Annotated in this window: 21 protein-coding genes; all 21 read left to right on the top strand. The window is 64.8% G+C overall.

The features are described from left to right. The first annotated feature begins 101 nt into the window (after positions 1-101). On the top strand, positions 102-1,181 hold the full coding sequence (locus V9L21_RS00510) for a pilus assembly protein PilM (RefSeq protein ID WP_337308271.1): 1,080 nt from the start codon (positions 102-104) through the stop codon (positions 1,179-1,181). After that, positions 1,178-1,798 carry a PilN domain-containing protein gene (locus V9L21_RS00505; RefSeq protein ID WP_258504394.1) on the top strand — a complete coding sequence of 207 codons (621 nt, stop codon included), beginning with the start codon at positions 1,178-1,180 and terminating at the stop codon, positions 1,796-1,798. The genes V9L21_RS00510 and V9L21_RS00505 overlap by 4 nt, the downstream gene beginning before the upstream one ends. A gap of 8 nt (positions 1,799-1,806) precedes the next feature. After that, on the top strand, positions 1,807-2,487 hold the full coding sequence (locus V9L21_RS00500) for a type 4a pilus biogenesis protein PilO (RefSeq protein ID WP_337308270.1): 681 nt from the start codon (positions 1,807-1,809) through the stop codon (positions 2,485-2,487). Beyond that, positions 2,484-3,026, top strand: coding sequence for a pilus assembly protein PilP (locus V9L21_RS00495; protein ID WP_258504396.1), 543 nt, complete (start codon positions 2,484-2,486; stop codon positions 3,024-3,026). The genes V9L21_RS00500 and V9L21_RS00495 overlap by 4 nt, the downstream gene beginning before the upstream one ends. Continuing rightward, positions 3,023-5,161 (top strand): type IV pilus secretin PilQ, encoded by a 2,139-nt coding sequence (gene pilQ / locus V9L21_RS00490; protein WP_337308269.1) that lies wholly within the window; start codon positions 3,023-3,025, stop codon positions 5,159-5,161. The genes V9L21_RS00495 and pilQ overlap by 4 nt, the downstream gene beginning before the upstream one ends. Positions 5,162-5,184: 23 nt before the next feature. Next, complete coding sequence (locus V9L21_RS00485; RefSeq protein WP_337308268.1) at positions 5,185-5,733, top strand: shikimate kinase; 549 nt, start codon at positions 5,185-5,187, stop codon at positions 5,731-5,733. A gap of 31 nt (positions 5,734-5,764) precedes the next feature. Beyond that, positions 5,765-6,877 (top strand): 3-dehydroquinate synthase, encoded by a 1,113-nt coding sequence (gene aroB / locus V9L21_RS00480; protein WP_337308267.1) that lies wholly within the window; start codon positions 5,765-5,767, stop codon positions 6,875-6,877. 22 nt (positions 6,878-6,899) lie between these two features. Continuing rightward, entirely contained in the window at positions 6,900-8,030 is a 1,131-nt protein-coding gene (locus V9L21_RS00475) for a deoxyguanosinetriphosphate triphosphohydrolase (protein ID WP_337308266.1), read from the top strand. A 5-nt stretch (positions 8,031-8,035) separates the two neighbouring features. Then, positions 8,036-9,289, top strand: a complete 1,254-nt coding sequence (locus V9L21_RS00470) for an MFS transporter (RefSeq protein ID WP_337308265.1) — start codon at positions 8,036-8,038, stop codon at positions 9,287-9,289. Continuing rightward, positions 9,286-9,861, top strand: a complete 576-nt coding sequence (locus V9L21_RS00465) for a DUF1415 domain-containing protein (protein ID WP_337308264.1) — start codon at positions 9,286-9,288, stop codon at positions 9,859-9,861. The genes V9L21_RS00470 and V9L21_RS00465 overlap by 4 nt, the downstream gene beginning before the upstream one ends. Next, positions 9,858-10,739 carry a class I SAM-dependent methyltransferase gene (locus tag V9L21_RS00460; protein WP_337308263.1) on the top strand — a complete coding sequence of 294 codons (882 nt, stop codon included), beginning with the start codon at positions 9,858-9,860 and terminating at the stop codon, positions 10,737-10,739. The genes V9L21_RS00465 and V9L21_RS00460 overlap by 4 nt, the downstream gene beginning before the upstream one ends. Positions 10,740-10,768: 29 nt before the next feature. Further along, positions 10,769-11,464, top strand: coding sequence for a transposase (locus V9L21_RS00455; protein WP_337308262.1), 696 nt, complete (start codon positions 10,769-10,771; stop codon positions 11,462-11,464). A gap of 191 nt (positions 11,465-11,655) precedes the next feature. Next, on the top strand, positions 11,656-16,410 hold the full coding sequence (locus V9L21_RS00450; RefSeq protein ID WP_337308261.1) for a glutamate synthase-related protein: 4,755 nt from the start codon (positions 11,656-11,658) through the stop codon (positions 16,408-16,410). Between the two features lie 172 nt (positions 16,411-16,582). Next, entirely contained in the window at positions 16,583-18,061 is a 1,479-nt protein-coding gene (locus V9L21_RS00445; protein ID WP_337308260.1) for a glutamate synthase subunit beta, read from the top strand. A 65-nt stretch (positions 18,062-18,126) separates the two neighbouring features. Then, entirely contained in the window at positions 18,127-18,984 is an 858-nt protein-coding gene (locus tag V9L21_RS00440; protein ID WP_337308259.1) for an ABC transporter ATP-binding protein, read from the top strand. Next, positions 18,981-19,763 (top strand): lipid asymmetry maintenance ABC transporter permease subunit MlaE, encoded by a 783-nt coding sequence (mlaE, locus tag V9L21_RS00435; RefSeq protein ID WP_126745528.1) that lies wholly within the window; start codon positions 18,981-18,983, stop codon positions 19,761-19,763. The genes V9L21_RS00440 and mlaE overlap by 4 nt, the downstream gene beginning before the upstream one ends. A gap of 38 nt (positions 19,764-19,801) precedes the next feature. Beyond that, complete coding sequence (mlaD, locus tag V9L21_RS00430) at positions 19,802-20,293, top strand: outer membrane lipid asymmetry maintenance protein MlaD (RefSeq protein WP_281149326.1); 492 nt, start codon at positions 19,802-19,804, stop codon at positions 20,291-20,293. A 26-nt stretch (positions 20,294-20,319) separates the two neighbouring features. Next, a complete protein-coding gene (locus V9L21_RS00425) occupies positions 20,320-21,036 on the top strand; it encodes an MlaA family lipoprotein (RefSeq protein ID WP_337308258.1) in 717 nt (238 codons plus the stop codon). Positions 21,037-21,227: 191 nt separating this feature from the next. Continuing rightward, a complete protein-coding gene (locus V9L21_RS00420; protein ID WP_157612499.1) occupies positions 21,228-21,887 on the top strand; it encodes an MlaC/ttg2D family ABC transporter substrate-binding protein in 660 nt (219 codons plus the stop codon). Between the two features lie 4 nt (positions 21,888-21,891). Then, complete coding sequence (locus tag V9L21_RS00415) at positions 21,892-22,164, top strand: STAS domain-containing protein (protein WP_126745531.1); 273 nt, start codon at positions 21,892-21,894, stop codon at positions 22,162-22,164. A gap of 88 nt (positions 22,165-22,252) precedes the next feature. Further along, the gene (locus V9L21_RS00410; RefSeq protein ID WP_157612502.1) at positions 22,253-23,200 is read left to right on the top strand and encodes an ABC transporter ATP-binding protein; all 948 of its coding nucleotides are present in this window, start codon (positions 22,253-22,255) and stop codon (positions 23,198-23,200) included. Positions 23,201-23,204 lie beyond the last annotated feature (4 nt).

Below are 23,204 nucleotides of genomic sequence, written 5' to 3'. Positions count from 1 at the left end.
TGGAGCCCGCGGTTGCTTGGTTGCCGGTACGCCTCCTGCTAGCATGCAACCGAACGCAATTTTTTCCATTGGTTACAAATGCAGGGGTAAAGGGACCTAACTTGGCTGCTTTCGGATCATTGTTTCGTCGTCAGAACGCCCCCATGCTCGGCTTGGACGTCAGTTCGTCCAGCGTCAAGCTGGTCGAGCTCGGCCGTGAGGCCAGCGGCAAGCTGGTTCTGGAGCGGTGCGCGATCGAACCCCTCGAGCGGGGCTGGATCACTGACGGCAACGTCGAAAAGTTCGATGAAGTGGCCGAAGCCGTCCGCCGCGTCGTGCGCAAGAGCGGCACCCGCACGCGCAACGTGGCGCTGGCGCTGCCTCCTTCGGCTGTCATTACCAAGAAGATCATTCTTCCTGGCGGCATGAGCGAGCAGGAACTCGAGCTCCAGGTCGAGTCCGAAGCCAACCAATACATCCCCTTTTCGCTGGACGAAGTCAGTCTTGATTTCTGTGTAACCGGCCAGAGCGCCGCCTCTGCCGGCGATGTCGAGGTGCTGATTGCCGCGTCCCGCAAGGAAAAGGTTCAGGACCGCGAAGGACTGGCTGAAGCGGCCGGCCTGAAGGCGATGATCCTGGACGTCGAGTCTTATGCGTCGCGCCTGGCGACCTCTCGCCTGATCGAGCAGCTGCCGGGCAAGGGCCTCGACGCTGTCGTGGCGCTTTTCGAGGTGGGCGCTTTCACCACCAGCATGCAGGTGCTGCGCAACCAGGAAGTGCTGTACGACCGCGACCAGGCTTTCGGCGGCGCGCAACTGACGCAACTGATCGTCCGCCAATACGGTTTTTCCGCCGAAGAGGCCGAAGCCAAGAAGCGCAGCGGAGATTTGCCTGACGACTACGGCTCCAGCGTGCTGAAGCCTTTCGTGGAAAGCATTGCGCAGGAAATTGCCCGTGCTTTGCAGTTCTTCTTTACCAGCACGCCGCACAACCGCGTCGACTATGTGCTGCTCGCGGGCGGTTCGGCTTCGCTGCCGAGCCTGACCAGCGCTGTCACCCGTCAGACCTCCTTTGCCTGTTCACTCGTGAATCCGTTCGATGGCATGGAGATGGGTCCCAACATCCGTGAGAAGAAGGTCCGGCGCGAGGCGCCTTCCTATCTGACCTCCTGCGGTCTCGCCATGCGGAGGTTCGTGCAGTGATCCTCATCAATTTGCTTCCGCATCGCGAAGCCGCACGCAAGCGGCGTCGCGAAGCCTTCTACGGCACCTTGGGCGCTGCGGCCATCCTGGGTGGCGTGATTGCGGGCCTCGGCTTTCTCTGGTTCGAGGCGCAAATCTCGGCCCAGCAGGCCAAGAACAATTTCCTGAAGACCGAGATCACCAAGCTCGATGCCGAGATCAAGGAGATCTCGACGCTCCAACAGGAAATTGCAGCCCTGCGCGCACGCCAGCAGGCGGTCGAAGACCTCCAGGGCGACCGCAACCTGCCGGTGCACCTGCTCAATGAACTGGTTCGGCAACTGCCCGACGGCGCCTACATCACCAGCATGAAGCAGGACAACCAGACGGTCACGCTGCAAGGCATGGCGCAGTCGAACGAGCGTGTTTCCGAACTGCTGCGCAACCTGGGCAACAACAGCCCGTGGCTGGTCAAGCCGGAGCTGGTCGAAATTACTTCCGCAACGGTGAGCCTGAGCCAGCGCGACCAGCGCCGCGTGGCGAACTTCACGATGCGCATCGGCCTCAAGCGGCCGACCGACGCGCAGAAGGCCGCGGCTGAGAAAGCCTTGGCCACAGCGGCGCAGGTCAAGGGGTAGGACGGATCATGGCAAGCAATCGCCCCTCTCAAAAGATAGATATCGCCGCCGCATTCCGTGGCTTCGGTGACCAGTTCCGCAATCTGAATCCGAACGATCCGGCCAGCTGGCCGCCAGTGCCCCGCTATGCCTTGTGCCTGGCGGTGACGGCAATGGTGCTGGTCGGCCTGTGGTTCCTGTGGCTCACCAACTCGAACGACGAGCTCGAAAGCGAACGTGCCAAGGAAGTCACGCTGCGCGCCGACTACCAGAAGAAGGTCGCACTGGCCGCCAACCTCGAGCTGCTGAAGAAGCAGCGCGAGCAGGTGCAGCAATATGTGACGCTGCTCGAGAAGCAGCTGCCAAGCAAGGCGGAAATGGACGCACTGCTGTCCGACATCAACCAGGCCGGCCTCGGCCGCAGCCTGCAGTTCGAACTGTTCCGTCCGGGGCAGGTTTCGGTGAAAGACTACTACGCGGAACTGCCGATCGCCGTGCGCGTGACCGGCCGCTACCACGACATCGGCTCGTTTGCCGCCGACGTCGCGGGCCTTTCGCGCATCGTGACGCTGAACAACCTGACGATCACTCCGCAAAAAGACAAGGACGGCGCCCTGACGATGGATGCCACGGCCCGCACCTACCGTTATCTCGATGACGAAGAGCGCGCGGCCCAGAAACGCGCTGCGGCGCCAAAGGCGAAGAAATGAGGACGATCGCCAAACTCCTGTGGCTGGCAGCGGCCGCGATGGGCTTGAGCGCCTGTGCCGATTCGGAGCAGGAAGACCTGCGCCGCTGGATGGTCGAGCAGCGCGCCCAGGTAAAGCCCAATGTGCCGCCGATTACCGAGCCCAAGAAATTCACGCCCCAGACCTATACCGAAGGGGCTGCTTTCGAGCCGTTCAACCTGCTGAAGCTCACGCAGGCACTGCGCCGCGAATCGAACCAGCCCAGCACGTCGGAGCTGATCGCGCCTGAACTGGCGCGCCGCAAGGAAGCGCTCGAAGCCTTCCCGCTCGACTCGATGGCCATGGTGGGCAGTATGAACCGCAACGGCCAGCCGGTGGCGCTGGTCCGTGTCGACAAGCTCCTCTACAAGGTGCGCGTCGGCGAGTACCTGGGGCTCAACTACGGGCGCATTACCCGTATCAACGAAACCGAAGTCGCCTTGCGTGAAATCGTGCAAGACGCCGCCGGTGAATGGATCGAACGCGTGGCGACATTGCAGCTGCAAGAGAGTGCGAAATGAATCAGAAAAAATCAACAATGGCACAGCGGCTGCGAGCTGCCGGGCTGGGTCTGCTGGCATTCGGCGCGTTTGCCATGGCGCATGCGCAAAACGCCATCGAAGCGGTGACCAGTTCGACGCAATCCGGCGCCGAGGTCATCCGTATCGATCTGGCCCAGCCGCTCTCGGCCGTGCCGACCGGCTTTGCCGTTCAGACCCCGGCGCGCATTGCGCTTGATTTCCCGGGCGTGACCAACGCCATCGGGCGCTCCGCCATCGAGGTGAACCAGGGCAACCTGCGCTCCGTCAACGTGGTTCAGGCCGGCGAGCGCAGCCGCGTGGTGCTGAACCTCAAGCAGGCGACCGCCTACAAGACCGAAATCCAGGGCAAGTCGCTGCTGGTGATTCTGGAGCCCGCGGCCGGAACGGCGCTGGCTTCGTCCACGCCCACCGTGTTTGCCGAGAACCGCAACCGGGACACGCTGCCGCTGCGCGACGTCGACTTCCGCCTCGGTTCCGAGAACACCGGCCGCGTGATCGTCGACCTGCCGAACAACCAGGTGGGCGTCGACGTCAAGCAGCAGGGCAAGAACCTCGTCGTCGAGTTCACCAAGTCGACGCTGCCCGAAGGCCTGCGCCGCCGCCTCGACGTGGCCGACTTCAACACGCCGGTCCAGCTGATTACCTCGCAACAGTCCGGCGACCGCGTTCGCATGACGATCGAGGCCAAGGGCGACTGGGAGCACAGCGCCTACCAGAGCGAGAACCAGTTCGTCGTCGAAGTGCGTGCCCGCAAGGTCGATCCGACCAAGCTGACGCAAGGCGTGGGCTACAACGGCGAGAAGCTCTCGCTTAATTTCCAGAACATCGAGATCCGCTCGCTGCTGCAGGTGATCGCCGACTTCACGAACTTCAACATCGTGACCTCCGACTCGGTCACCGGCGCGCTGACGCTGCGCCTGAAGGACGTGCCATGGGACCAGGCCCTGGACATCATCATGCAGGCGAAGAACCTGGGCATGCGCAAGAACGGCAGCGTGCTGTGGATTGCGCCCAAGGACGAAATCAACGCCAAGGAAAAGCTCGAGTTCGAAGCCAAGGCTGCGATCGAGAACCTTGAGCCGCTGCGCACCCAGTCGTTCCAGCTCAACTACACCAAGGCGATTGCCATTGCCCAAGGCCTGACCGGCACCGGCGCCTCGTCCGGCGGCGGTGGCGGCTCCGGCACCACCACTCGCATCCTGAGCCCGCGCGGCAGCGTGATCGCGGAGTCGCGCACCAACCAGCTGTTCGTCTCCGACGTTCCGTCGCGTCTTGCACAGGTGAGCGAACTGATCCAGAAGCTCGACATTCCGGTTCGCCAGGTGCTGATCGAAGCGCGCATCGTGGAAGCCTCCGACACCTTCGGCAAGTCGCTCGGCGTGCGTCTGGGCGGCGGTATCTCCCGCGAACGCGTCGCGTCGGCCAACGGCAATCCGGCATACGGCACCGTCGGCGTCATGCCCGCCACCACCGGTGGCGTCGGCGCCGCAGCAGCCACCTGGACCAACTCCAACTTCATCAACCTGCCCGCAGGCGATGCCGGCGGCACCGGCAATTCGCCCGGTACCTTCGCGATCTCGCTGTTCAACTCGAGCTTGTCGCGCATGTTGAACCTCGAGATCTCGGCGCTCGAAGCCGACGGCAAGGGCAAGCTGGTATCGAGCCCCCGAGTCATCACCGCCGACCAGACCAAGGCGCTGATCGAGCAGGGTGAAGAAATCCCCTACCAGCAGGCCACGTCCAGTGGCGCAACCTCGATCTCGTTCCGCAAGGCGGTGCTGAAGCTCGAAGTCACGCCCCAGATCACGCCTGAAGGCAACATCATCCTGACCCTGGACGTGAGCAAGGATGCCCGCGGCGTCAACACTTCGGCGGGCCCGGCCATCAACACCAAGCACGTGCAGACCGAAGTGCTGGTCGAGAACGGCGGCACGGTCGTCATCGGTGGTATCTTCGAACTCACCGAAACCAATGACGAATCGCGCGTGCCGGTGCTGGGTGAAGTGCCCTACCTGGGGGCACTGTTCCGCAAGCGCGAACGCGTTGCCAACAAGACCGAAATGCTCGTCTTTATCACTCCGAAGATGATTACCGACCGCAACGCCGCGCGCTGACGCGCGGGCGTAGCAGCCACCGCGTGGCGGTCGCACTCGTCGGTTTGCCCGGCGCCGGTAAATCCGCAGTGGGGCGGCGCCTGGGCGCACGCCTCAGTCTTCCGTTCGTCGATACCGACCACGTGATCGAGCACCGCATCGGCTGCTCGATTCGCGATTACTTCGAGCGCGAAGGCGAAATCGCTTTCCGGGACCTCGAGCAGACCGTCATTGCCGACCTCTGCGCGCAGCCGCACGGCGTGCTTGCCACGGGAGGCGGGGCGGTTTTGCGGGAGGTCAATCGCAAGCAGCTGCGGGATCACTTCCATGTGATCTACCTGCGCTCTTCCCCCGAAGACCTGTTTCGCCGCTTGCGGCACGACGTCAAGCGGCCTCTCTTGCAGGTGGCCGATCCGCTCGGGCGGCTGCGCGAACTGCACGATGCGCGCGATCCGTTATACAGGGAAACGGCCCACGACGTGGTCGACACGGGGCGCCCATCGATCGCCATGCTGGTGAACATCATCGTCATGCAGCTGGAGCTCGCCGGCATCGTGGAGCCGGGAGCGCACCCGGAAGAACCCACTGGCTGAGCCACCCGCCCGCAGCGCCTAAACTCGCGGCATGCCTTTGCCCGCACCTTCCGCCCCGCCAGAACGCGTCGATATCCAGCTCGGCGAGCGCAGCTATCCCATCCTCATTGGCGCCGGCCTGCTCGGCGACCCTTCGAGCTTTGCCGCGGCACCCGACGCTGTGAGCGCGCTGATCGTCAGCAACACCACGGTGGCACCGCTCTACGCCAAGGCGCTGCGCGCCGCGCTGGCCGGCAGTTTCCGCACCGTGCATCTGCTCGAGTTGCCTGACGGCGAGGCGCACAAGAACCTGCAGACCCTGAACCTGATCTTCGATGCGCTGCTCGGCCACGGCAGCGACCGGAAGACCGTGCTGTTCGCCCTGGGCGGCGGCGTGGTGGGCGACATGACAGGCTTTGCCGCCGCCAGCTACATGCGCGGCGTGCCGTTCGTGCAGGTGCCGACCACGCTGCTGGCGCAGGTCGATTCGTCGGTGGGAGGCAAGACCGCCATCAACCACCCGCTCGGCAAGAACATGATCGGCGCGTTTTATCAGCCGCAGCTCGTGGTGTGCGACTTGGCCACGCTGCAGACGCTGCCGCCGCGGGAACTGAGCGCGGGCCTGGCCGAAGTCATCAAATACGGACCCATTCACGACATGGCGTTCTTCGACTGGATCGAGGCGAACATCGATGCGCTGGTGGCCCGCGACCCTGCTGCGCTGGCCTATGCCGTCAAGCGCAGCTGCGAGATCAAGGCGCTGGTCGTCGGGCAGGACGAGCGCGAAACCGGTCTGCGCGCCATTCTCAACTTCGGCCACACCTTCGGCCATGCCATCGAATCGGGCCTGGGCTATGGCGAATGGCTGCACGGTGAGGCGGTCGGCTGCGGCATGGTCATGGCGGCGCACCTGTCGCAGCGGCTCGGCGGCGTCGATGCCGCCTTTGTCGAGCGGCTCACGCGGTTGATCGAACGCGCCGGCCTGCCGACGGTCGGTCCGGCGCTGGATGCCGACCGGTACCTTGAACTGATGCGGGTCGACAAGAAGTCCGAAGCCGGCGAGATCCGCTTCGTGGTCATCGACAAGTCGGGCTCCGCCGCGGTCAGCAGCGCGCCAGATGCGCTGGTGCGCGAGGTGCTCGCGCAGTGCTGCAGCGCCGGATGAGCGCAGCGCCAAGGGTGCGCCGATGAGTCTTGCGGCCTATGCCTGCCACCCCGCGCGCTCGCGCGGGCGGCGCCATGCCGAGCCGCCCGCACCCACGCGCGATGCCTTCCAGCGCGACCGCGACCGCATCGTGCATTCCACCGCGTTCCGGCGCCTGGTCTACAAGACGCAGGTGTTCCTGAACCATGAAGGCGACCTGTTCCGCACCCGGCTCACGCATTCGCTCGAGGTGGCGCAGCTCGGCCGTTCCATCGCGCGCGCCTTGCGCCTCAACGAAGACCTGGTGGAGGCCATTGCCCTGGCGCACGACCTCGGCCACACGCCGTTCGGCCACGCGGGGCAGGATGCGCTCAATGCCTGCATGGAAAGCCACGGCGGCTTCGAGCACAACCTGCAGAGCCTGCGCGTGGTCGATGCGCTGGAGCACCGCTACCCGCAATACGACGGCCTGAATCTCAGCTTCGAGACCCGCGAGGGCATTCTCAAGCACTGTTCGCGCGCCAATGCCGAGCGCCTGGAAGCCGCCGAACCCAACGGCGTGGCCCGGCGCTTCCTCGATCGCACCCAGCCTGCGCTCGAGGCGCAGCTGTGCAACCTGGCGGACGCCATCGCCTACAACGCCCACGACATCGATGACGGCGTGCGCTCGGGGCTCATCAGCGTCGAGCAGCTTGGCGAGGTGGAGCTTTTCGAGCGCTACCGTCGCGAGGCGCTCGCCGAGTACCCCGGGCTGGAAGGGCGGCGCGTGCTCTACGAGACGATCCGGCGCATGCTGAGCGCTCAAGTCTATGACGTGATCGACGCCACTCGTGCAAACATCGAAAGGGCTGCACCCGCCGATGCGGACGGCGTCCGCAACTCGCCGCCGCTCGTCGCGTTCAGCGAAACCATGCAGTCCCAATCCAGCGAGCTCAAGAGCTTCCTGTTTCGCAATCTCTATCGGCATCCGCAGGTGACGCAGACCACCGACCAGGCGCAGCAGGTTGTGCGGGAGCTGGTCGATGCGTACCTCGAGCGGAGTGCCGAGATGCCTGCTTCCTACGCTGACCGCCGCGACCGGCAACGCGCAGTGGCCGACTACATCGCCGGCATGACCGATCGATTCGCCATGCGCGAGCACGAAAGGCTCACGGGCCGACGGGGCATCGGGTGAGTTCTATGGTCGCCGTTTCCGCACGCGTTCCGGCCGCCGCCTTCGCCGTTCTGTTCGGCGGCGTCAGCGCTGCGCTGCACCTGGGCAAGCTGCCGCCCGCGGTGCCGGCCTTGCAGGCTTCGCTCGGCATCAGTCTGGTCGAAGCCGGCTTTCTGCTGTCGCTGGTCCAAGTGGCCAGCATGACCCTCGGGCTGGTAATCGGGCTTGCAGCGGACACCATCGGCTTGCGGCGCAGCATGCTCACCGGACTCCTGGTGTTGGTTGTTGCCAGCTTTCTCGGCGGCGCAGTCGGCACCGGGCTCTTCGGCGATGCGCATGCGGTGCGGTGGCTGCTGGTCCTGCGTGCCGCCGAAGGCATCGGCTTTCTGCTGGCGGTCATGCCCGGGCCAGGGCTGATTCGCGCGCTGACGCCGGCTGGAGCGGACAAGGCCGCGCTCGGACTGTGGGGTGCGTACATGCCGCTCGGCGTCGCGCTCGCGCTGCTGCTCGGGCCGGCCTTGATCGCCTGGGGCGGGTGGTCCGACTGGTGGTGGGCGCTGTCCGCGGTTTCGGCCATCGCGGCGCTCTGGCTGTGGCTGACCGTACCAGCGGACAGGATTCGTTCCGGTGCTGCGGGCGGTGCAGCAGCGGGATGGTCGTCGCGGCTGCGCACGACAGTCGGCGCGCGCGCCCCCTGGATGATCGCGCTGACATTTGCCGTGTATTCCGCCCAGTGGATGGCGGTGATCGGCTTCCTTCCGGCCATTTATGCCGGCGCGGGTGTGCCGCCAGGCTGGAATGCGGTGCTCACCGCCATTGCGGCCGCGATGAACATCGTCGGCAATGTGGCGGGCGGGCGCTGGCTGCAGCGCGGCGTCAGGCCCGAGCGCCTGCTGCAGCTGGGCTTCGGCGCAATGGCGCTGGGAGGCGTGGCAGCCTTCGCGCAAATAGGGCAGGGCGCCGATGCGCTCGGGCTGCCGGCGGCGCTTCGCTACGCAGCCGTGTGCGTCTTCTCGTTGGGCGGCGGCATGGTGCCGGCAACGCTGTTCCTTCTGGGGGTGCGCATGGCGCCGGGGCCCAGCACCGTTTCGACCACGGTCGGTCTCATGCAGCAGGCCTCCTCCCTGGGCCAGTTCCTGGCGCCGCCCGCGGTGGCATGGGTGGCTCACCGTGTCGGCGGCTGGCACTGGACGTGGACGGCCACGCTGGCATGTTCGCTGGCCGGTATGGCCATGGCGCGGCGCCTTGGTCGAATACGCCTTGCGGCGGCAGTGGCATGACGGGCGCGGCGACAATCGAGGCCATGCAGGCTGAAGCCGACACCCGGCGCTGGCTCGAACGTGCGGTGATCGGACTCAACCTCTGTCCGTTCGCCAAGGCGGTTCATGTCAAGGCGCAGATTCACTTCGCCGTATACATGTCGGCCGACGACGCCGCGCTGATCGAAATGCTTCTTGCCGAGGCCAATGAACTCGCCGCGCTCGATGCCTCCGTGCGCGACACCATCTTGCTGATAGCACCCAACACCTTGGTGGATTTTCTGGACTTCAACGATTTCACCGCACGCGCCGAACGCAAGCTTGCCCGCGCGGGCTTCGACGGCGTGTTCCAGCTGGCGAGCTTCCATCCGCAGTTCCAGTTCGGTGGCACCGAACCCGACGACATTTCGAATGCAACCAATCGCGCGCCTTACCCTACGCTGCATCTGTTGCGCGAAGACAGCGTGAGCCGCGCGGTCGAGGCCTTCCCGGAGGCTGAGGCCATCTTCGAGCGCAACATCGAAACGCTCGAATCACTGGGCCCCGAAGGCTGGGCCGCGCTCGATGTGGGCCCCGGGAGCGCCCGACGATGACTGCACACGCAACCAAGACTGTGAAGACCGCAAAGACTGCCAAGGCCGAAGCCGAGTTGTCCGAGGTTCTGCGCCCGGGCCAATCCGTCGAGCTCCTGAAGGAACTGCACATCCTTACGCGTGAGGGCCGGCTCAACCAGGATTCACGGCGCAAGCTCAAGCAGGTGTACCACCTGTTCCAGTTCATTGAACAACTGCTGCGTGAACTGCCGGGCGGCGGCGCCGAGGCCACGCTGGCCGACCACGGCGCGGGCAAGTCGTACCTCGGCTTCATCATCTACGACCTGTTCTTCCGCTCGCGCGAAGGCGGGCACGTCTACGGCATCGAGACGCGCAGCGAACTGGTGGAAAAATCGCGCGCGCTCGCCAGGCAGCTCGGCTTTGACCGCATGTCGTTCCTGAACCTCACCGTCGCCGAATCGGCGAACGCGAGCGAATTGCCCGAGCGGATCGACGTGGTCACCGCGCTGCATGCCTGTGATACGGCCACCGACGATGCCATTGCCTTCGGCCTCGCGAAGAAGGCCCGCTGCATGGTGCTGGTGCCCTGCTGCCAAGCCGAGGTGGCCGCCTGCCTGCGCGAGACCAAGGCGCTGGCCTTGTCGCGCACACCGCTGGCCGAGCTGTGGCGCCATCCATTGCACACCCGCGAAATCGGCAGCCAGCTCACCAATGTGCTGCGCTGCCTGTATCTCGAGGCCAACGGCTACAGCGTCACCGTGACCGAACTGGTGGGCTGGGAGCACAGTATGAAGAACGAGCTGATCCTGGCGCGTCACACCGGGCAGCGCAAGGCCGCCGCAGCCGCCCGGCTGGGCGAGTTGCTGGCTCAGTTCGGACTCGACGCCTTGGGCGAGACGCGCTTTCGCCTGAGCTGAAAACCGCGAGCGCGCGCCGCCTTCACGCCATGGCCCGTCTCCCCCGCCTTACGCTGGCCGACATGCCGCACCACGTGATTCAGCGTGGAAACAACCGCCAGGCGATCTTTGTCGACCGTGCGGACCACGAGCGGCTGCTCGCCCTGCTGGCCGACAACGCCACGCGCTTCGGCATCGCGCTGCACGCCTATGTGCTGATGGACAACCACTTCCATCTGCTGGCAACGCCCGGTACCACCACCGGACTGCCGCAGTTCATGCAGTCGGTGGGGCGCAGCTACGTGCGCTACTTCAATGACCGCCATGGCCGCAGCGGTACCTTGTGGGAGGGTCGCTACAGGTCCACGCTGATCCAGAGCGATCGCTATCTGCTGACCTGCATGGCGTACATCGATCTCAACCCCGTGCGGGCCGGCATGGTCGCGGACGCGCGCGACTTTCCATGGTCCAGCCACGGCCACTATGCCGGCTTGCGGCAAGACAAGCTGCTGACGCCGCATCCGCTGTACTGGGAACTCGGCAACACGCCCTTCGCCCGCGAGGCTGCATACGTCGAGTTGGTGCGTGCGGGAGTGCGATCCGCCGATCAGGGCGTACTTACCGAAGCCACGCTGCGCGGGTGGGCGGCCGGCGATGCGGATTTTCTTGCTTCGCTTCAAAAATCTACCGAGCGGCGCGTGGCCAAGGCCAAGGCTGGCCGGCCGCCGGCGGCATCTACTTCCTGACGCCGGGGTCGCGGTAGCCAGGCGGCCATCGCGGGAACGCTCTTGTCCGCGCGTTTAATCTGTCCCTATTTTAATTCTGACCAGAACGCTCGGAATTTAATGAGAATCTGACCCCAATTAAAGTGTTTGGCATTCTTTGTGCATCGCAATATCCTTCTCTTCCCTGCGAAAAACTGATGAAGGAGTGCGCCATGACTACGGCTGCCGAGATCGAACATCTCCAACAACACGGTCTGTATTCCGGTGCCGACGAGCACGATGCCTGCGGCGTCGGCTTCGTGGCGCACATCAAGGGCGAGAAAAGCCATGCGATCGTGCTGCAGGGCTTGAAGATCCTCGAAAACCTCGACCATCGCGGCGCAGTGGGCGCTGACAAGCTCATGGGCGACGGCGCGGGCATCCTGATCCAGTTGCCGGACCATCTGTACCGCGAAGAAATGGCCAAGCAGGGCGTCACGCTGCCGCCGCCCGGCGAATACGGCGTCGGCATGATCTTCCTGCCAAAGGAACACGCCTCCCGCGAAGCCTGCGAACAAGAGATGGAACGCGCCATCAAGGCCGAAGGCCAGGTGCTGCTGGGCTGGCGCGACGTGCCGGTGAACCGCGACATGCCGATGTCGCCCACGGTGCGCGCCAAGGAGCCGCTGCTGCGCCAGGTGTTCATCGGCCGCGGCAACGACGTGATCGTGCAGGATGCGCTCGAACGCAAGCTCTATGTCATCCGCAAGACCGCCAGCGCCAACATCCAGCGCCTGAAGCTCAAGCACAGCAAGGAATACTACGTTCCGAGCATGTCGAGCCGTACCGTGGTCTACAAGGGCCTGCTGCTCGCCGACCAGGTGGGTACCTATTACCTCGACCTGCAAGACAAGCGCTGCATCTCGGCCCTCGGCCTGGTGCATCAGCGCTTCTCGACCAACACTTTCCCCGAGTGGCCGCTGGCCCACCCGTACCGCTATGTAGCCCACAACGGCGAAATCAACACGGTCAAGGGCAACTACAACTGGATGAAGGCGCGCGAAGGCGTGATGTCCTCGCCCGTGCTGGGCCCCGACCTGCAGAAGCTGTACCCCATCAGCTTTGCCGGCCAGTCCGATACCGCCACCTTCGACAACTGCCTCGAGCTGTTGACGATGGCCGGCTACCCCATCAGCCAGGCCGTGATGATGATGATTCCCGAGCCCTGGGAACAGCACGCCACCATGGACCCGCGCCGCCGCGCGTTCTATGAATACCACGCCGCCATGCTCGAGCCGTGGGACGGCCCGGCCTCCATCGTGTTCACCGACGGCCGCCAGATCGGCGCCACGCTCGACCGCAACGGCCTGCGCCCCTCGCGCTACTGCGTGACCGACGACGACCTGGTCATCATGGCTTCGGAGTCGGGCGTGCTGCCCGTGCCCGAGCAGAAGATCGTGCGCAAGTGGCGCCTGCAGCCCGGCAAGATGTTCCTGATCGACCTGGAACAGGGCCGCATGATCGACGACGAGGAGGTCAAAGCCACCCTCGCCAACAGCAAGCCCTACAAGCAGTGGATCGAGAACCTGCGCATCAAGCTCGACAGCGTGAAGGCCGAGCCAGTCTCCGCGCCCGTCAGCCAGGTCGCGCTGCTCGACCGCCAGCAGGCCTTCGGCTACACCCAGGAAGACATCAAGTTCCTGATGAGCCCGATGGCGCAGGCCGGCGAAGAAGGCATCGGCTCCATGGGCAACGACAGCCCGCTGGCCGTGCTTTCCAGCAAGAACAAGCCGCTCTACAACTACTTCAAGCAGTTGTTCGCGCAAGTGACCAACCCGCCGATCGACCCGATCCGCGAAGCCATCGTGATGTCGCTGGTGTCGTTCATCGGCCCCAAGCCCAACCTGCTGGATATCAACCAGGTCAACCCGCCGATGCGGCTCGAAGTGAGCCAGCCGATTCTCGACTTTGCCGACATGGCCAAGCTGCGCGACATCGGCAAGTACACGCAGGGCAAGTTCAAGAGCTACGTGCTCGACATCACCTATCCGCTTGCCTGGGGCGACGAAGGCGTCGAAGCCAAGCTGGCCTCGCTCTGCGCCGAGGCGGTCGACGCCATCAAGGGCGGCCACAACATCCTGATCGTGAGCGACCGCGGCGTGAGCCCCACGCAAGTCGCGATTCCCGCCGTGCTGGCACTGTCGGCCGTGCACCAGTACCTGGTGCGCGAGGGCCTGCGCACCACCGCCGGCCTCGTGGTGGAAACCGGTTCGGCGCGCGAAGTGCATCACTTCGGCGTGCTGGCAGGCTACGGCGCGGAAGCCGTGCACCCCTACCTGGCCATGGAAACGCTCGCGGCCATGCATGCCGACCTGCCGGGCGACATGAGCGCCGAGAAGGCGGTCTACAACTACGTCAAGGCCATCGGCAAGGGTCTCTCGAAGATCATGTCGAAGATGGGCGTCAGCACCTACATGAGCTACTGCGGCGCGCAGCTGTTCGAAGCCATCGGCCTGAACACCGCCACGGTCAACAAGTACTTCACCGGCACGGCCAGCCGCGTCGAGGGCATCGGCGTGTTCGAGATTGCCGAGGAAGCCATCCGCATGCACAAGGCGGCTTTCGGCGACGATCCGATTCTTTCGAACATGCTCGATGCCGGCGGTGAATACGCCTGGCGCACGCGCGGCGAAGAGCACATGTGGACGCCCGACGCCATCGCCAAGCTGCAGCACAGCACGCGCTCCAACAACTGGAACACGTACAAGGAATACGCGCAGCTCATCAACGACCAGAACCGCCGCCACCTCACGTTGCGCGGCCTGTTCGAGTTCAAGCTGGATCCGGCCAAGGCCATTCCGGTCGACGAGGTCGAGCCCGCGGCTGAAATCGTCAAGCGCTTTGCCACCGGCGCGATGTCGCTCGGCTCGATCAGCACCGAAGCGCACTCCACGCTGGCCATTGCCATGAACCGCATCGGCGGCAAGAGCAACACGGGCGAGGGCGGCGAAGATCCGGCGCGCTACCGCAATGAGCTCAAGGGCATCCCGATCAAGCAGGGCGACACGCTCAAGAGCGTGATCGGCGCGGCCAACGTCGAGGTCGACCTGCCGCTGAAGGACGGCGACTCGCTGCGCTCGCGCATCAAGCAGGTGGCTTCGGGCCGCTTCGGCGTCACCGCCGAATACCTGCATTCGGCCGACCAGATCCAGATCAAGATGGCGCAGGGTGCGAAGCCGGGCGAGGGCGGCCAGCTCCCGGGCGGCAAGGTCACCGAGTACATCGGCAAGCAGCGTTACGCGGTTCCGGGCGTGGGCCTGATCTCGCCGCCGCCGCACCACGACATCTACTCGATCGAAGACCTGGCGCAGCTGATTCACGACCTGAAGAACGCCGCGCCGCACGCGAGCATCAGCGTCAAGCTGGTGAGCGAAATCGGCGTGGGCACCATCGCGGCCGGCGTGGCCAAGTGCAAGAGCGACCACGTGGTGATCGCGGGCCATGACGGCGGCACGGGCGCATCGCCCTGGTCGTCGATCAAGCACGCGGGCAGCCCGTGGGAAATCGGCTTGGCCGAAACGCAGCAGACGCTGGTGCTCAACCGCCTGCGCAGCCGCATCCGCGTGCAGGCTGATGGCCAGATGAAGACTGGCCGCGACGTCGCCATTGGCGCGCTGCTGGGCGCCGACGAGTTCGGCTTTGCCACCGCGCCGCTGGTGGTCGAAGGCTGCATCATGATGCGCAAGTGCCACCTGAACACCTGCCCGGTGGGCGTGGCCACGCAAGACCCGATCCTGCGCAAGAAGTTCTCGGGCAAGCCCGAGCACGTCGTCAACTACTTCTTCTTCGTCGCGGAAGAAGTGCGCCAGATCATGGCCCAGCTGGGCATCCGCAAGTTCGACGACCTGATCGGCCGCGCCGACCTGCTCGACATGCGCAAGGGCATCGAGCACTGGAAGGCCTCCGGCCTGGACTTCAGCCGCCTGTTCGCGCTGCCGACGGTGCCGGCCGAAGTGCCGCGCTTCCACGTCGAAAACCAGGACCACGGCCTGGACAAGGCGCTGGACGTCAAGCTCATCGAGAAGTCGCGCCCCGCCATCGAGCGCGGCGAGAAGGTGCAGTTCATCGAGGTGGCGCGCAACGTCAACCGCTCGGTGGGTGCCATGCTGTCGGGCGCGTTGACCAAGGTGCATCCGCAGGGCCTGCCTGACGACTCGATCCGCATCCAGCTCGAAGGCACGGGCGGCCAGTCGTTCGGCGCCTTCCTGGCGCGCGGCATCACGCTGTACCTCATTGGCGATGCCAACGACTACACCGGCAAGGGCCTTTCGGGCGGCCGCGTGGTGGTGCGCCCCAGCCTCGATTTCCGCGGTGAAGCCATCCGCAACACCATCGTCGGCAACACCGCGCTCTACGGCGCGACCACCGGCGAAGCCTATCTGTGCGGCGTGGCCGGCGAACGTTTCGCGGTGCGCCTTTCGGGTGCCACGGCCGTCGTCGAAGGCACGGGCGACCACGGCTGCGAATACATGACCGGCGGCACGGTCGCGGTGCTCGGCAAGACTGGCCGTAACTTTGCGGCGGGCATGAGCGGCGGCGTGGCTTTCGTCTACGACGAAGACGGCCAGTTCGCCACGCGCTGCAATCTCTCGATGGTGTCGCTCGACAAGGTGCTGACCTCGGCCGAGCAGACCGCGAGCGTGCACCGCAAGATCTGGCACGGCGGCGAGACCGACGAGGCCCAGCTGAAGAAGCTGCTCGAAGAGCACCACCGCTGGACCGGCAGCAAGCGTGCGCGCGAACTGCTCGACAACTGGGCCGTGGCCCGCACCAAGTTCGTGAAGGTGTTCCCGAACGAATACAAGCGTGCGCTCGCCGAGCTGCACGACCGCAAGGTCGAGCTCACGAGCAGCGGCAACAACGCGCACATCGGCCTTGAGCCGCACGCAGTGGCCGCCGCACCGCAGGCCACGTCGGCCGCAGTTTGAAGATCAACCAAAAACAGAACTAGCTCCCACACGGCATGCAGCACGTGAAACTGTCACAGCCCCTTCGGGGAACACCGCGGAACCGGCTTTGCCGGGCCGCAGGTGTTGCCCCCTTGAGGGGGGAGGCGGCTACACGCAGTGAGCAAGCAACGGGGGTGTAAAAGGAATCGCGATGGGAAAGATCACCGGCTTCATGGAGCATGAGCGCATCGAAGAGGGCTACAAGCCCGTTGAAGAGCGCGTCAAGCATTACAAGGAATTCGTCGTCGGCCTGTCGAACGAGCAGGCCAAGGTACAGGGCGCACGCTGCATGGACTGCGGCACGCCGTTCTGCAACAGCGGCTGCCCGGTCAACAACATCATTCCGGACTTCAACGACCTCGTGTACCGCAACGATTGGCAAAACGCCTTCGCGGTACTCGACTCGACCAACAACTTCCCGGAGTTCACCGGCCGCATCTGCCCCGCGCCTTGCGAAGCCGCCTGCGTGCTCAACGTGAACGACGACCCGGTCGGCATCAAGTCGCTGGAACACGCCATCATCGACCGCGCCTGGGACGAAGGCTGGGTAGCGCCGCGCGTTGCCAAGCACAAGACCGGCAGGAAAGTGGCCGTGGTGGGTTCGGGCCCAGCCGGCATGGCCGCGGCGCAGCAGCTCGCTCGCGCCGGCCATGAGGTGACGCTGTTCGAGAAGAACGACCGCATCGGCGGCCTGCTGCGCTACGGCATTCCTGATTTCAAGATGGAGAAGACACACATCGACCGCCGCGTCGAGCAGATGAAGGCCGAGGGCGTCACCTTCCGCACCGGCGTGATCGTCGGCGCTGCGAAAGATCCGCTGGGCAAGGGTTCCAAGGTGACCAATCTCGCCAAGGAAACCGTCACGCCCGAGCAGCTGGACAAGGAATTCGACGCCGTGCTGCTCACCGGCGGCGCCGAGCAATCGCGCGACCTGCCAGTGCCGGGCCGCGACCTGGACGGCATTCACTTTGCGATGGAGTTCCTGCCCCAGCAGAACCGCGTCAACGCCGGCGACAAGGTCAAGGGCCAGCTGCGCGCCGAGGGCAAGCACGTCATCGTCATCGGCGGTGGCGACACCGGCTCCGACTGCGTGGGTACCAGCAACCGCCATGGCGCAGCCAGCGTCACGCAGTTCGAACTGATGCCGCAGCCGCCCGAAGAAGAAAACCGCCCGCTGACGTGGCCCTATTGGCCGATCAAGCTGCGCACCAGCTCCAGCCACGAAGAAGGCTGCGAGCGCGAGTTCGCGATCTCCACCAAGGAGTTCATCGGCGAAAAGGGCAAGGTCACCGGCCTCAAGACCGTCCGCGTCGAGTGGAAGGACGGAAAAATGCAGGAAGTGGCGGGCAGCGAGCAGATCCTCAAGGCCGACCTCGTGCTGCTGGCGATGGGCTTCATCAGCCCCGTGGCCACCGTGCTCGATGCCTTCGGCGTCGAGAAGGATGCGCGCGGCAATGCCAAGGCCACCGTCGATTTCATCGGTGGCTACGCCACCAATGTGCCCAAGGTGTTCGCGGCAGGCGATATCCGCCGCGGCCAGTCGCTCGTGGTGTGGGCGATTCGCGAGGGGCGGCAAGCCGCGCGCTCGGTAGACGAGTTTTTGATGGGATTTAGCGACTTACCGCGCTGAATTTTGTTTCAATTTCGCGGGGCCCTTCACGGCCCCGCTATCATTTGCGGAAACCGCATGCCGGGATGCCTGTCAAGGCGCCCGGCTTTTTTATTGAGATGGACCCAGCCGCACAGCCACACCCCTTTGTAGAGTTCCGCGACGTTACGTTCGGCTATGGCGCACGTGCGATTCTCGACGGTGTGTCCTTTTCCGTCCCGCGCGGCAAGGTCACCGCGCTCATGGGAGCCTCCGGCGGCGGCAAGACCACTGTGCTGCGGCTCGTCGGCGGACAGCAGCGGGCGCAGCGCGGCGAGGTGCTGTTCGACGGCCAGGACGTCGGCAAATTCGATGCCGCAGCCCTCTATAAGGCACGGCGCCGCATGGGCATGCTCTTTCAGTTCGGTGCCTTGTTCACCGACATGAGCGTGTTCGACAACGTGGCTTTTCCATTGCGCGAACACACGCAGCTATCGGAAGCGCTGGTGCGCGACATCGTCCTCATGAAGCTCGACGCAGTGGGCCTGCGCGGCGCGCGCGACCTCATGCCAAGCGAAGTGTCCGGCGGCATGGCGCGGCGCGTGGCATTGGCGCGTGCCATTGCGCTCGACCCCGACCTCGTGATGTATGACGAGCCTTTTGCCGGCCTGGACCCGATTTCTCTCGGCACGGCGGCGCGGCTGATCCGCCAGCTCAACGACACGCTGGGGTTGACCAGCATCGTTGTGTCGCACGATCTCGAAGAAACATTCCGAATTGCCGACCATGTGATCATCCTGGCCAACGGCGCGATCGCCGCGCAGGGCACGCCCGACGAAGTGCGGCAAAGCGCCGATCCGCTGGTTCACCAGTTCGTCAATGCGCTGCCCGACGGGCCGGTGCATTTTCATTACCCTGGAGTTGGAATCGAAGCAGATTTCGGCAATGAAGGGGGACGCGCATGACCTGGTGGAAGCCGGCGGACGTGGGCTTTGCCGTGCGCAGCAAGCTCGCCGATATGGGCTATGGCGCCAAGCTGTTCGTGCGCTTGGCGTTCCAAGGCGCGCAAAGCCTGCGGCGCTTCAGCTTGGTGCGCGACCAGATTCACTTCCTGGGCAACTACTCGCTCGCCATCATTGCGGTGTCCGGCCTTTTCGTGGGCTTTGTGCTTGGCCTGCAGATGTACTACGCGCTGCAGCGCTACGGTTCTTCCGAGGCGCTCGGCCTGCTGGTTGCCTTGAGCCTGGTGCGCGAGCTCGGCCCCGTGGTGGCGGCATTGCTTTTCACCGGGCGTGCCGGTACCTCGCTGACTGCGGAAATCGGCCTCATGAAGGCCGGCGAACAGCTCAGTGCCATGGAAATGATGGCGGTCGACCCCGTGCGGCGCATTCTGGCCCCGCGTTTCTGGGCCGGCGTCATCACCATGCCGCTGCTGGCGGCCGTGTTCAGCGCGGTCGGCATCATGGGCGGCTACGTGGTGGGCGTGCTGATGCTGGGCGTCGACCCCGGTGCGTTCTGGGGCCAGATGCAGGGCGGCGTCGATGTCTGGCGCGACGTGGGCAACGGCGTGATCAAGAGCATCGTCTTCGGCTTTACCGTGACCTTCATTGCGCTGCTGCAGGGCTACGAAGCCCAGCCCACGCCCGAAGGCGTCTCGCGCGCGACCACGCGCACGGTGGTCATGGCGTCGCTGTCGGTGCTCGGCCTCGACTTCCTGTTGACCGCCATGATGTTCAGTATTTGAAGGAGCCTCGGCTCCAATCGTTCTAGAGAGTGCAAACCATGCAACGTTCCACTAACGACATTTGGGTCGGCCTGTTCGTCCTGATCGGCGGCGCGGCGCTTCTGTTCCTCGCGCTGCAATCGGCCAACCTGCTGAGCCTGAATTTCCAGAAGACGTACAACGTCACCGCGCGTTTCGACAACATTGGCGGCCTCAAGCCGCAAACCGCGGTCAAGAGCGCGGGCGTGGTGGTCGGCCGTGTGGAATCCATCTCCTTCGACGACAAGTCCTTTCAGGCCAGCGTGACGCTGGCATTGCAAAACCGTTACAGTTTTCCCAAGGACAGCTCGCTCAAGATCCTGACCAGTGGCCTGCTCGGCGAGCAGTACATCGGAATCGAAGCGGGTGCCGAGGAGAAGAACCTGCAAGCCGGCGACACCATTACCTCGACCCAATCGGCCGTGGTGCTGGAAAACCTGATCAGCCAGTTCCTCTACAGCAAGGCGGCCGAAGGAAATACTTCGACGCCGGGAACAGCCAACAAGAAATGAAAACAAGCCTTTTTTCCTCAAGCGCTATGAATAACGTAGCGAACTACGCACGATGGGTGGGCGTGGCAACCGTTTTTGCGGTGCTTGCAGGCTGCGCGAGCGGCCCGCGGGCCAATCCGGCCGACCCCTTCGAGCCCTTCAATCGCGGCGTTACCAGCTTCAACGACAAGGTCGACGAAGCAGTGCTGGTGCCCGTGGCCACGGCCTACCAGCGCGTGCTGCCCTCGATGGTGCGCACCGGCGTGAGCAATTTCTTCGGCAACCTGGGCGACGTCTGGAGCTTTGCCAACAGCGTGGCCCAGCTCAAGCTGCAGAACAGCGCCGAAACCTTCATGCGGGTCAACGTCAACACTTTCTTCGGGCTCGGCGGCCTGCTGGACATTGCCACCGAAGCCGGCATCGACCGCCACGAAGAAGACTTCGGCCAGACGCTCGGCCGCTGGGGCGTGGGCGCAGGCCCGTACGTCGTGCTGCCGCTGCTCGGCCCTTCGACCCTGCGCGACACGGCAGCCCTGCCGGTGGACCGGGCCGGAAGCGTGCTCTCCAACATGAACGACGTTGCGTGGCGCAATTCGCTCTCGGTGCTGGAAGTTGTCGACACCCGGGCCAAGTACCTGCGCGCCGGCCGACTGCTCGATGACGCAGCGCTCGACAAGTACACCTTCACGCGCGACGCCTTCCTGCAGCACCGCCGCAACGACGTCTACGACGGCAATCCGCCGGACGACGAAGGCGGAAAGTAAGAACCGGGAACGGGCACAAAGGGAGCTGTTCACCGTCGGATGAGGCGTTTTCTGCTTGCATCCGGTTTCAAGGCTTCACCTGCGCTTCAGGGAACCCGGTCGGCTCCAGACCCGTCGAACACGTTCTTTCCAGGAGGCGCGCCTTTATTTAGTGCACGCCTTCTGGATTTTCAAAACTTGAGGGAATTGACATGAACAACAATATCTTGCAACGACGCAGCCTTGGCCGCCTGGTGCTCGCGAGCGCACTGCTTTTTGGCGCTGCCGCTGCTTTTGTGCGCCCCGCGCATGCCGCCGACGAAGCGCCCGATGCGCTGGTCAAGCGGCTGTCGACCGATGTGCTCGAAACCATCAAGGCCGACACCTCCATCAAGGCAGGCGACATCAGCAAGATCATGCTGCTGGTCGACAGCAAGATCATGCCCAACGTCAATTTCCAGCGCATGACGGCCTCCGCCGTGGGCCCGGCATGGCGCCAGGCCACGCCCGAGCAGCAAAAGCGCCTGCAGGAAGAATTCAAGACCTTGCTGGTGCGTACTTACGCCGGCGCGCTCGACCAGGTGAGCGACCAGACCGTCACGGTCCGTCCGTTCCGCGGTTCGCCCGACGACACCGAAGTGCTGGTGCGCACCGAGGTCAAGGGCCGCGGCGACCCGGTGCAGCTCGACTACCGCCTCGAGAAAACGCCCGGCCAGGGCGGCGGCTGGAAGGTCTACAACCTCAATGTGCTGGGCGTCTGGCTGGTCGACACCTACCGCACGCAGTTCTCGCAGGAAATCAACGCCCGCGGCATCGATGGCCTGATTGCAGCGCTGGCCGCGCGCAACAAGGGCAACAGCGGCAAGAGCTGACGCCATGCTGGTGCTGCCGACCAAACTCACCCACGACGAGGCCCCCGCCTGCATGCGCATGCTGCAGCAGGGGCTGGCGGGGCAGACCGACACTTCCACCGTGGTCGACGCCAGCGCGCTGACGCAATTCGATTCGTCGGCGCTGGCCGTGCTGCTGGAGTGCCGCCGCGAATCGAGTGCGCTCGGCCGCGGCTTTGCCGTGAAGGGTCTTTCGCCTCGGCTGCGCGAACTGGCCGCCCTGTACGGCATCGCAGGCCTTTTGCCGGCGGCGCCCTGAGCGCCGGGCAGCCGGGCGGCGGCCGCGTCAGGGCATCTGGCCGCGGCGCAGCAGCTTGCGGGGCGCGCCCGTAAAATCGCCGGCTCCCATGCCCGCGATCTCATTCCAATCGGTCTCCAAGACCTATCCCCCCTCCAGACAGCAACGGGCCCAAGGCAAACAAGGGCTGCGCGCCGTCGACGAGGTCAGCTTCCAGATCGAGCCGGGCGAGTTCTTCGGCTTGCTCGGCCCCAACGGCGCAGGCAAGACCACGCTCATCAGCATGCTGGCCGGCTTGTCTCGCCCCACCGCCGGAGCCATCAGCGTGCATGGCTTCGACGTGCAGCGCGACTACGCCGAGGCCCGCCGCCAGCTTGGCATCGTGCCGCAGGAGCTGGTGTTCGACCCCTTCTTCAATGTGCGGGAATCGCTGCGCATCCAGTCGGGCTACTTCGGCATCAAGAACAACGAACCGTGGATCGACGAATTGCTGCAAAGCCTCGGCCTGGCCGACAAGGCCACGGCCAACATGCGACAGCTTTCGGGCGGCATGAAGCGCCGGGTGCTGGTGGCGCAAGCGCTGGTGCACAAGCCGCCTGTGATCGTGCTCGACGAGCCCACCGCCGGGGTCGACGTGGAACTGCGCCAGACGCTCTGGCAGTTCGTCGCCAGGCTCAACAAGCAGGGCAGCACCGTGCTGCTCACCACGCACTACCTCGAGGAAGCCGAGGCGCTGTGCAGCCGCATCGCCATGCTCAAGCTGGGCCGCGTGATTGCGCTCGACCGCACCAGCGAACTCCTGAAGTCGGCCGCCAGCAACGTGCTGCGGTTCAAGACCGATGCCATGCTGCCCTGGGCCATTGCCCAGCACGCGCGCATCACCGGGCGCATCGTGCAGTTGCCAGCGCAGAACGCGCATGAAGTCGAACAATTGCTGGCCGCAATCCGCGAAGCCGGCGTCGTGGTGGAAGACGTGGAAATGCGCAAGGCCGACCTTGAAGATGTGTTCATCGACCTGATGGCGGGCGAGCAAACGCCGCTGGAGGTGTCGCGATGATGGC

The sequence above is a fragment of the Variovorax sp. CCNWLW235 genome, from assembly GCF_037204085.1.
Lineage (GTDB): Bacteria > Pseudomonadota > Gammaproteobacteria > Burkholderiales > Burkholderiaceae_C > Variovorax.
The sequence above is the reverse complement of the archived record's forward strand: the minus strand, read 5'-3'. Positions and strand labels throughout refer to the sequence as shown.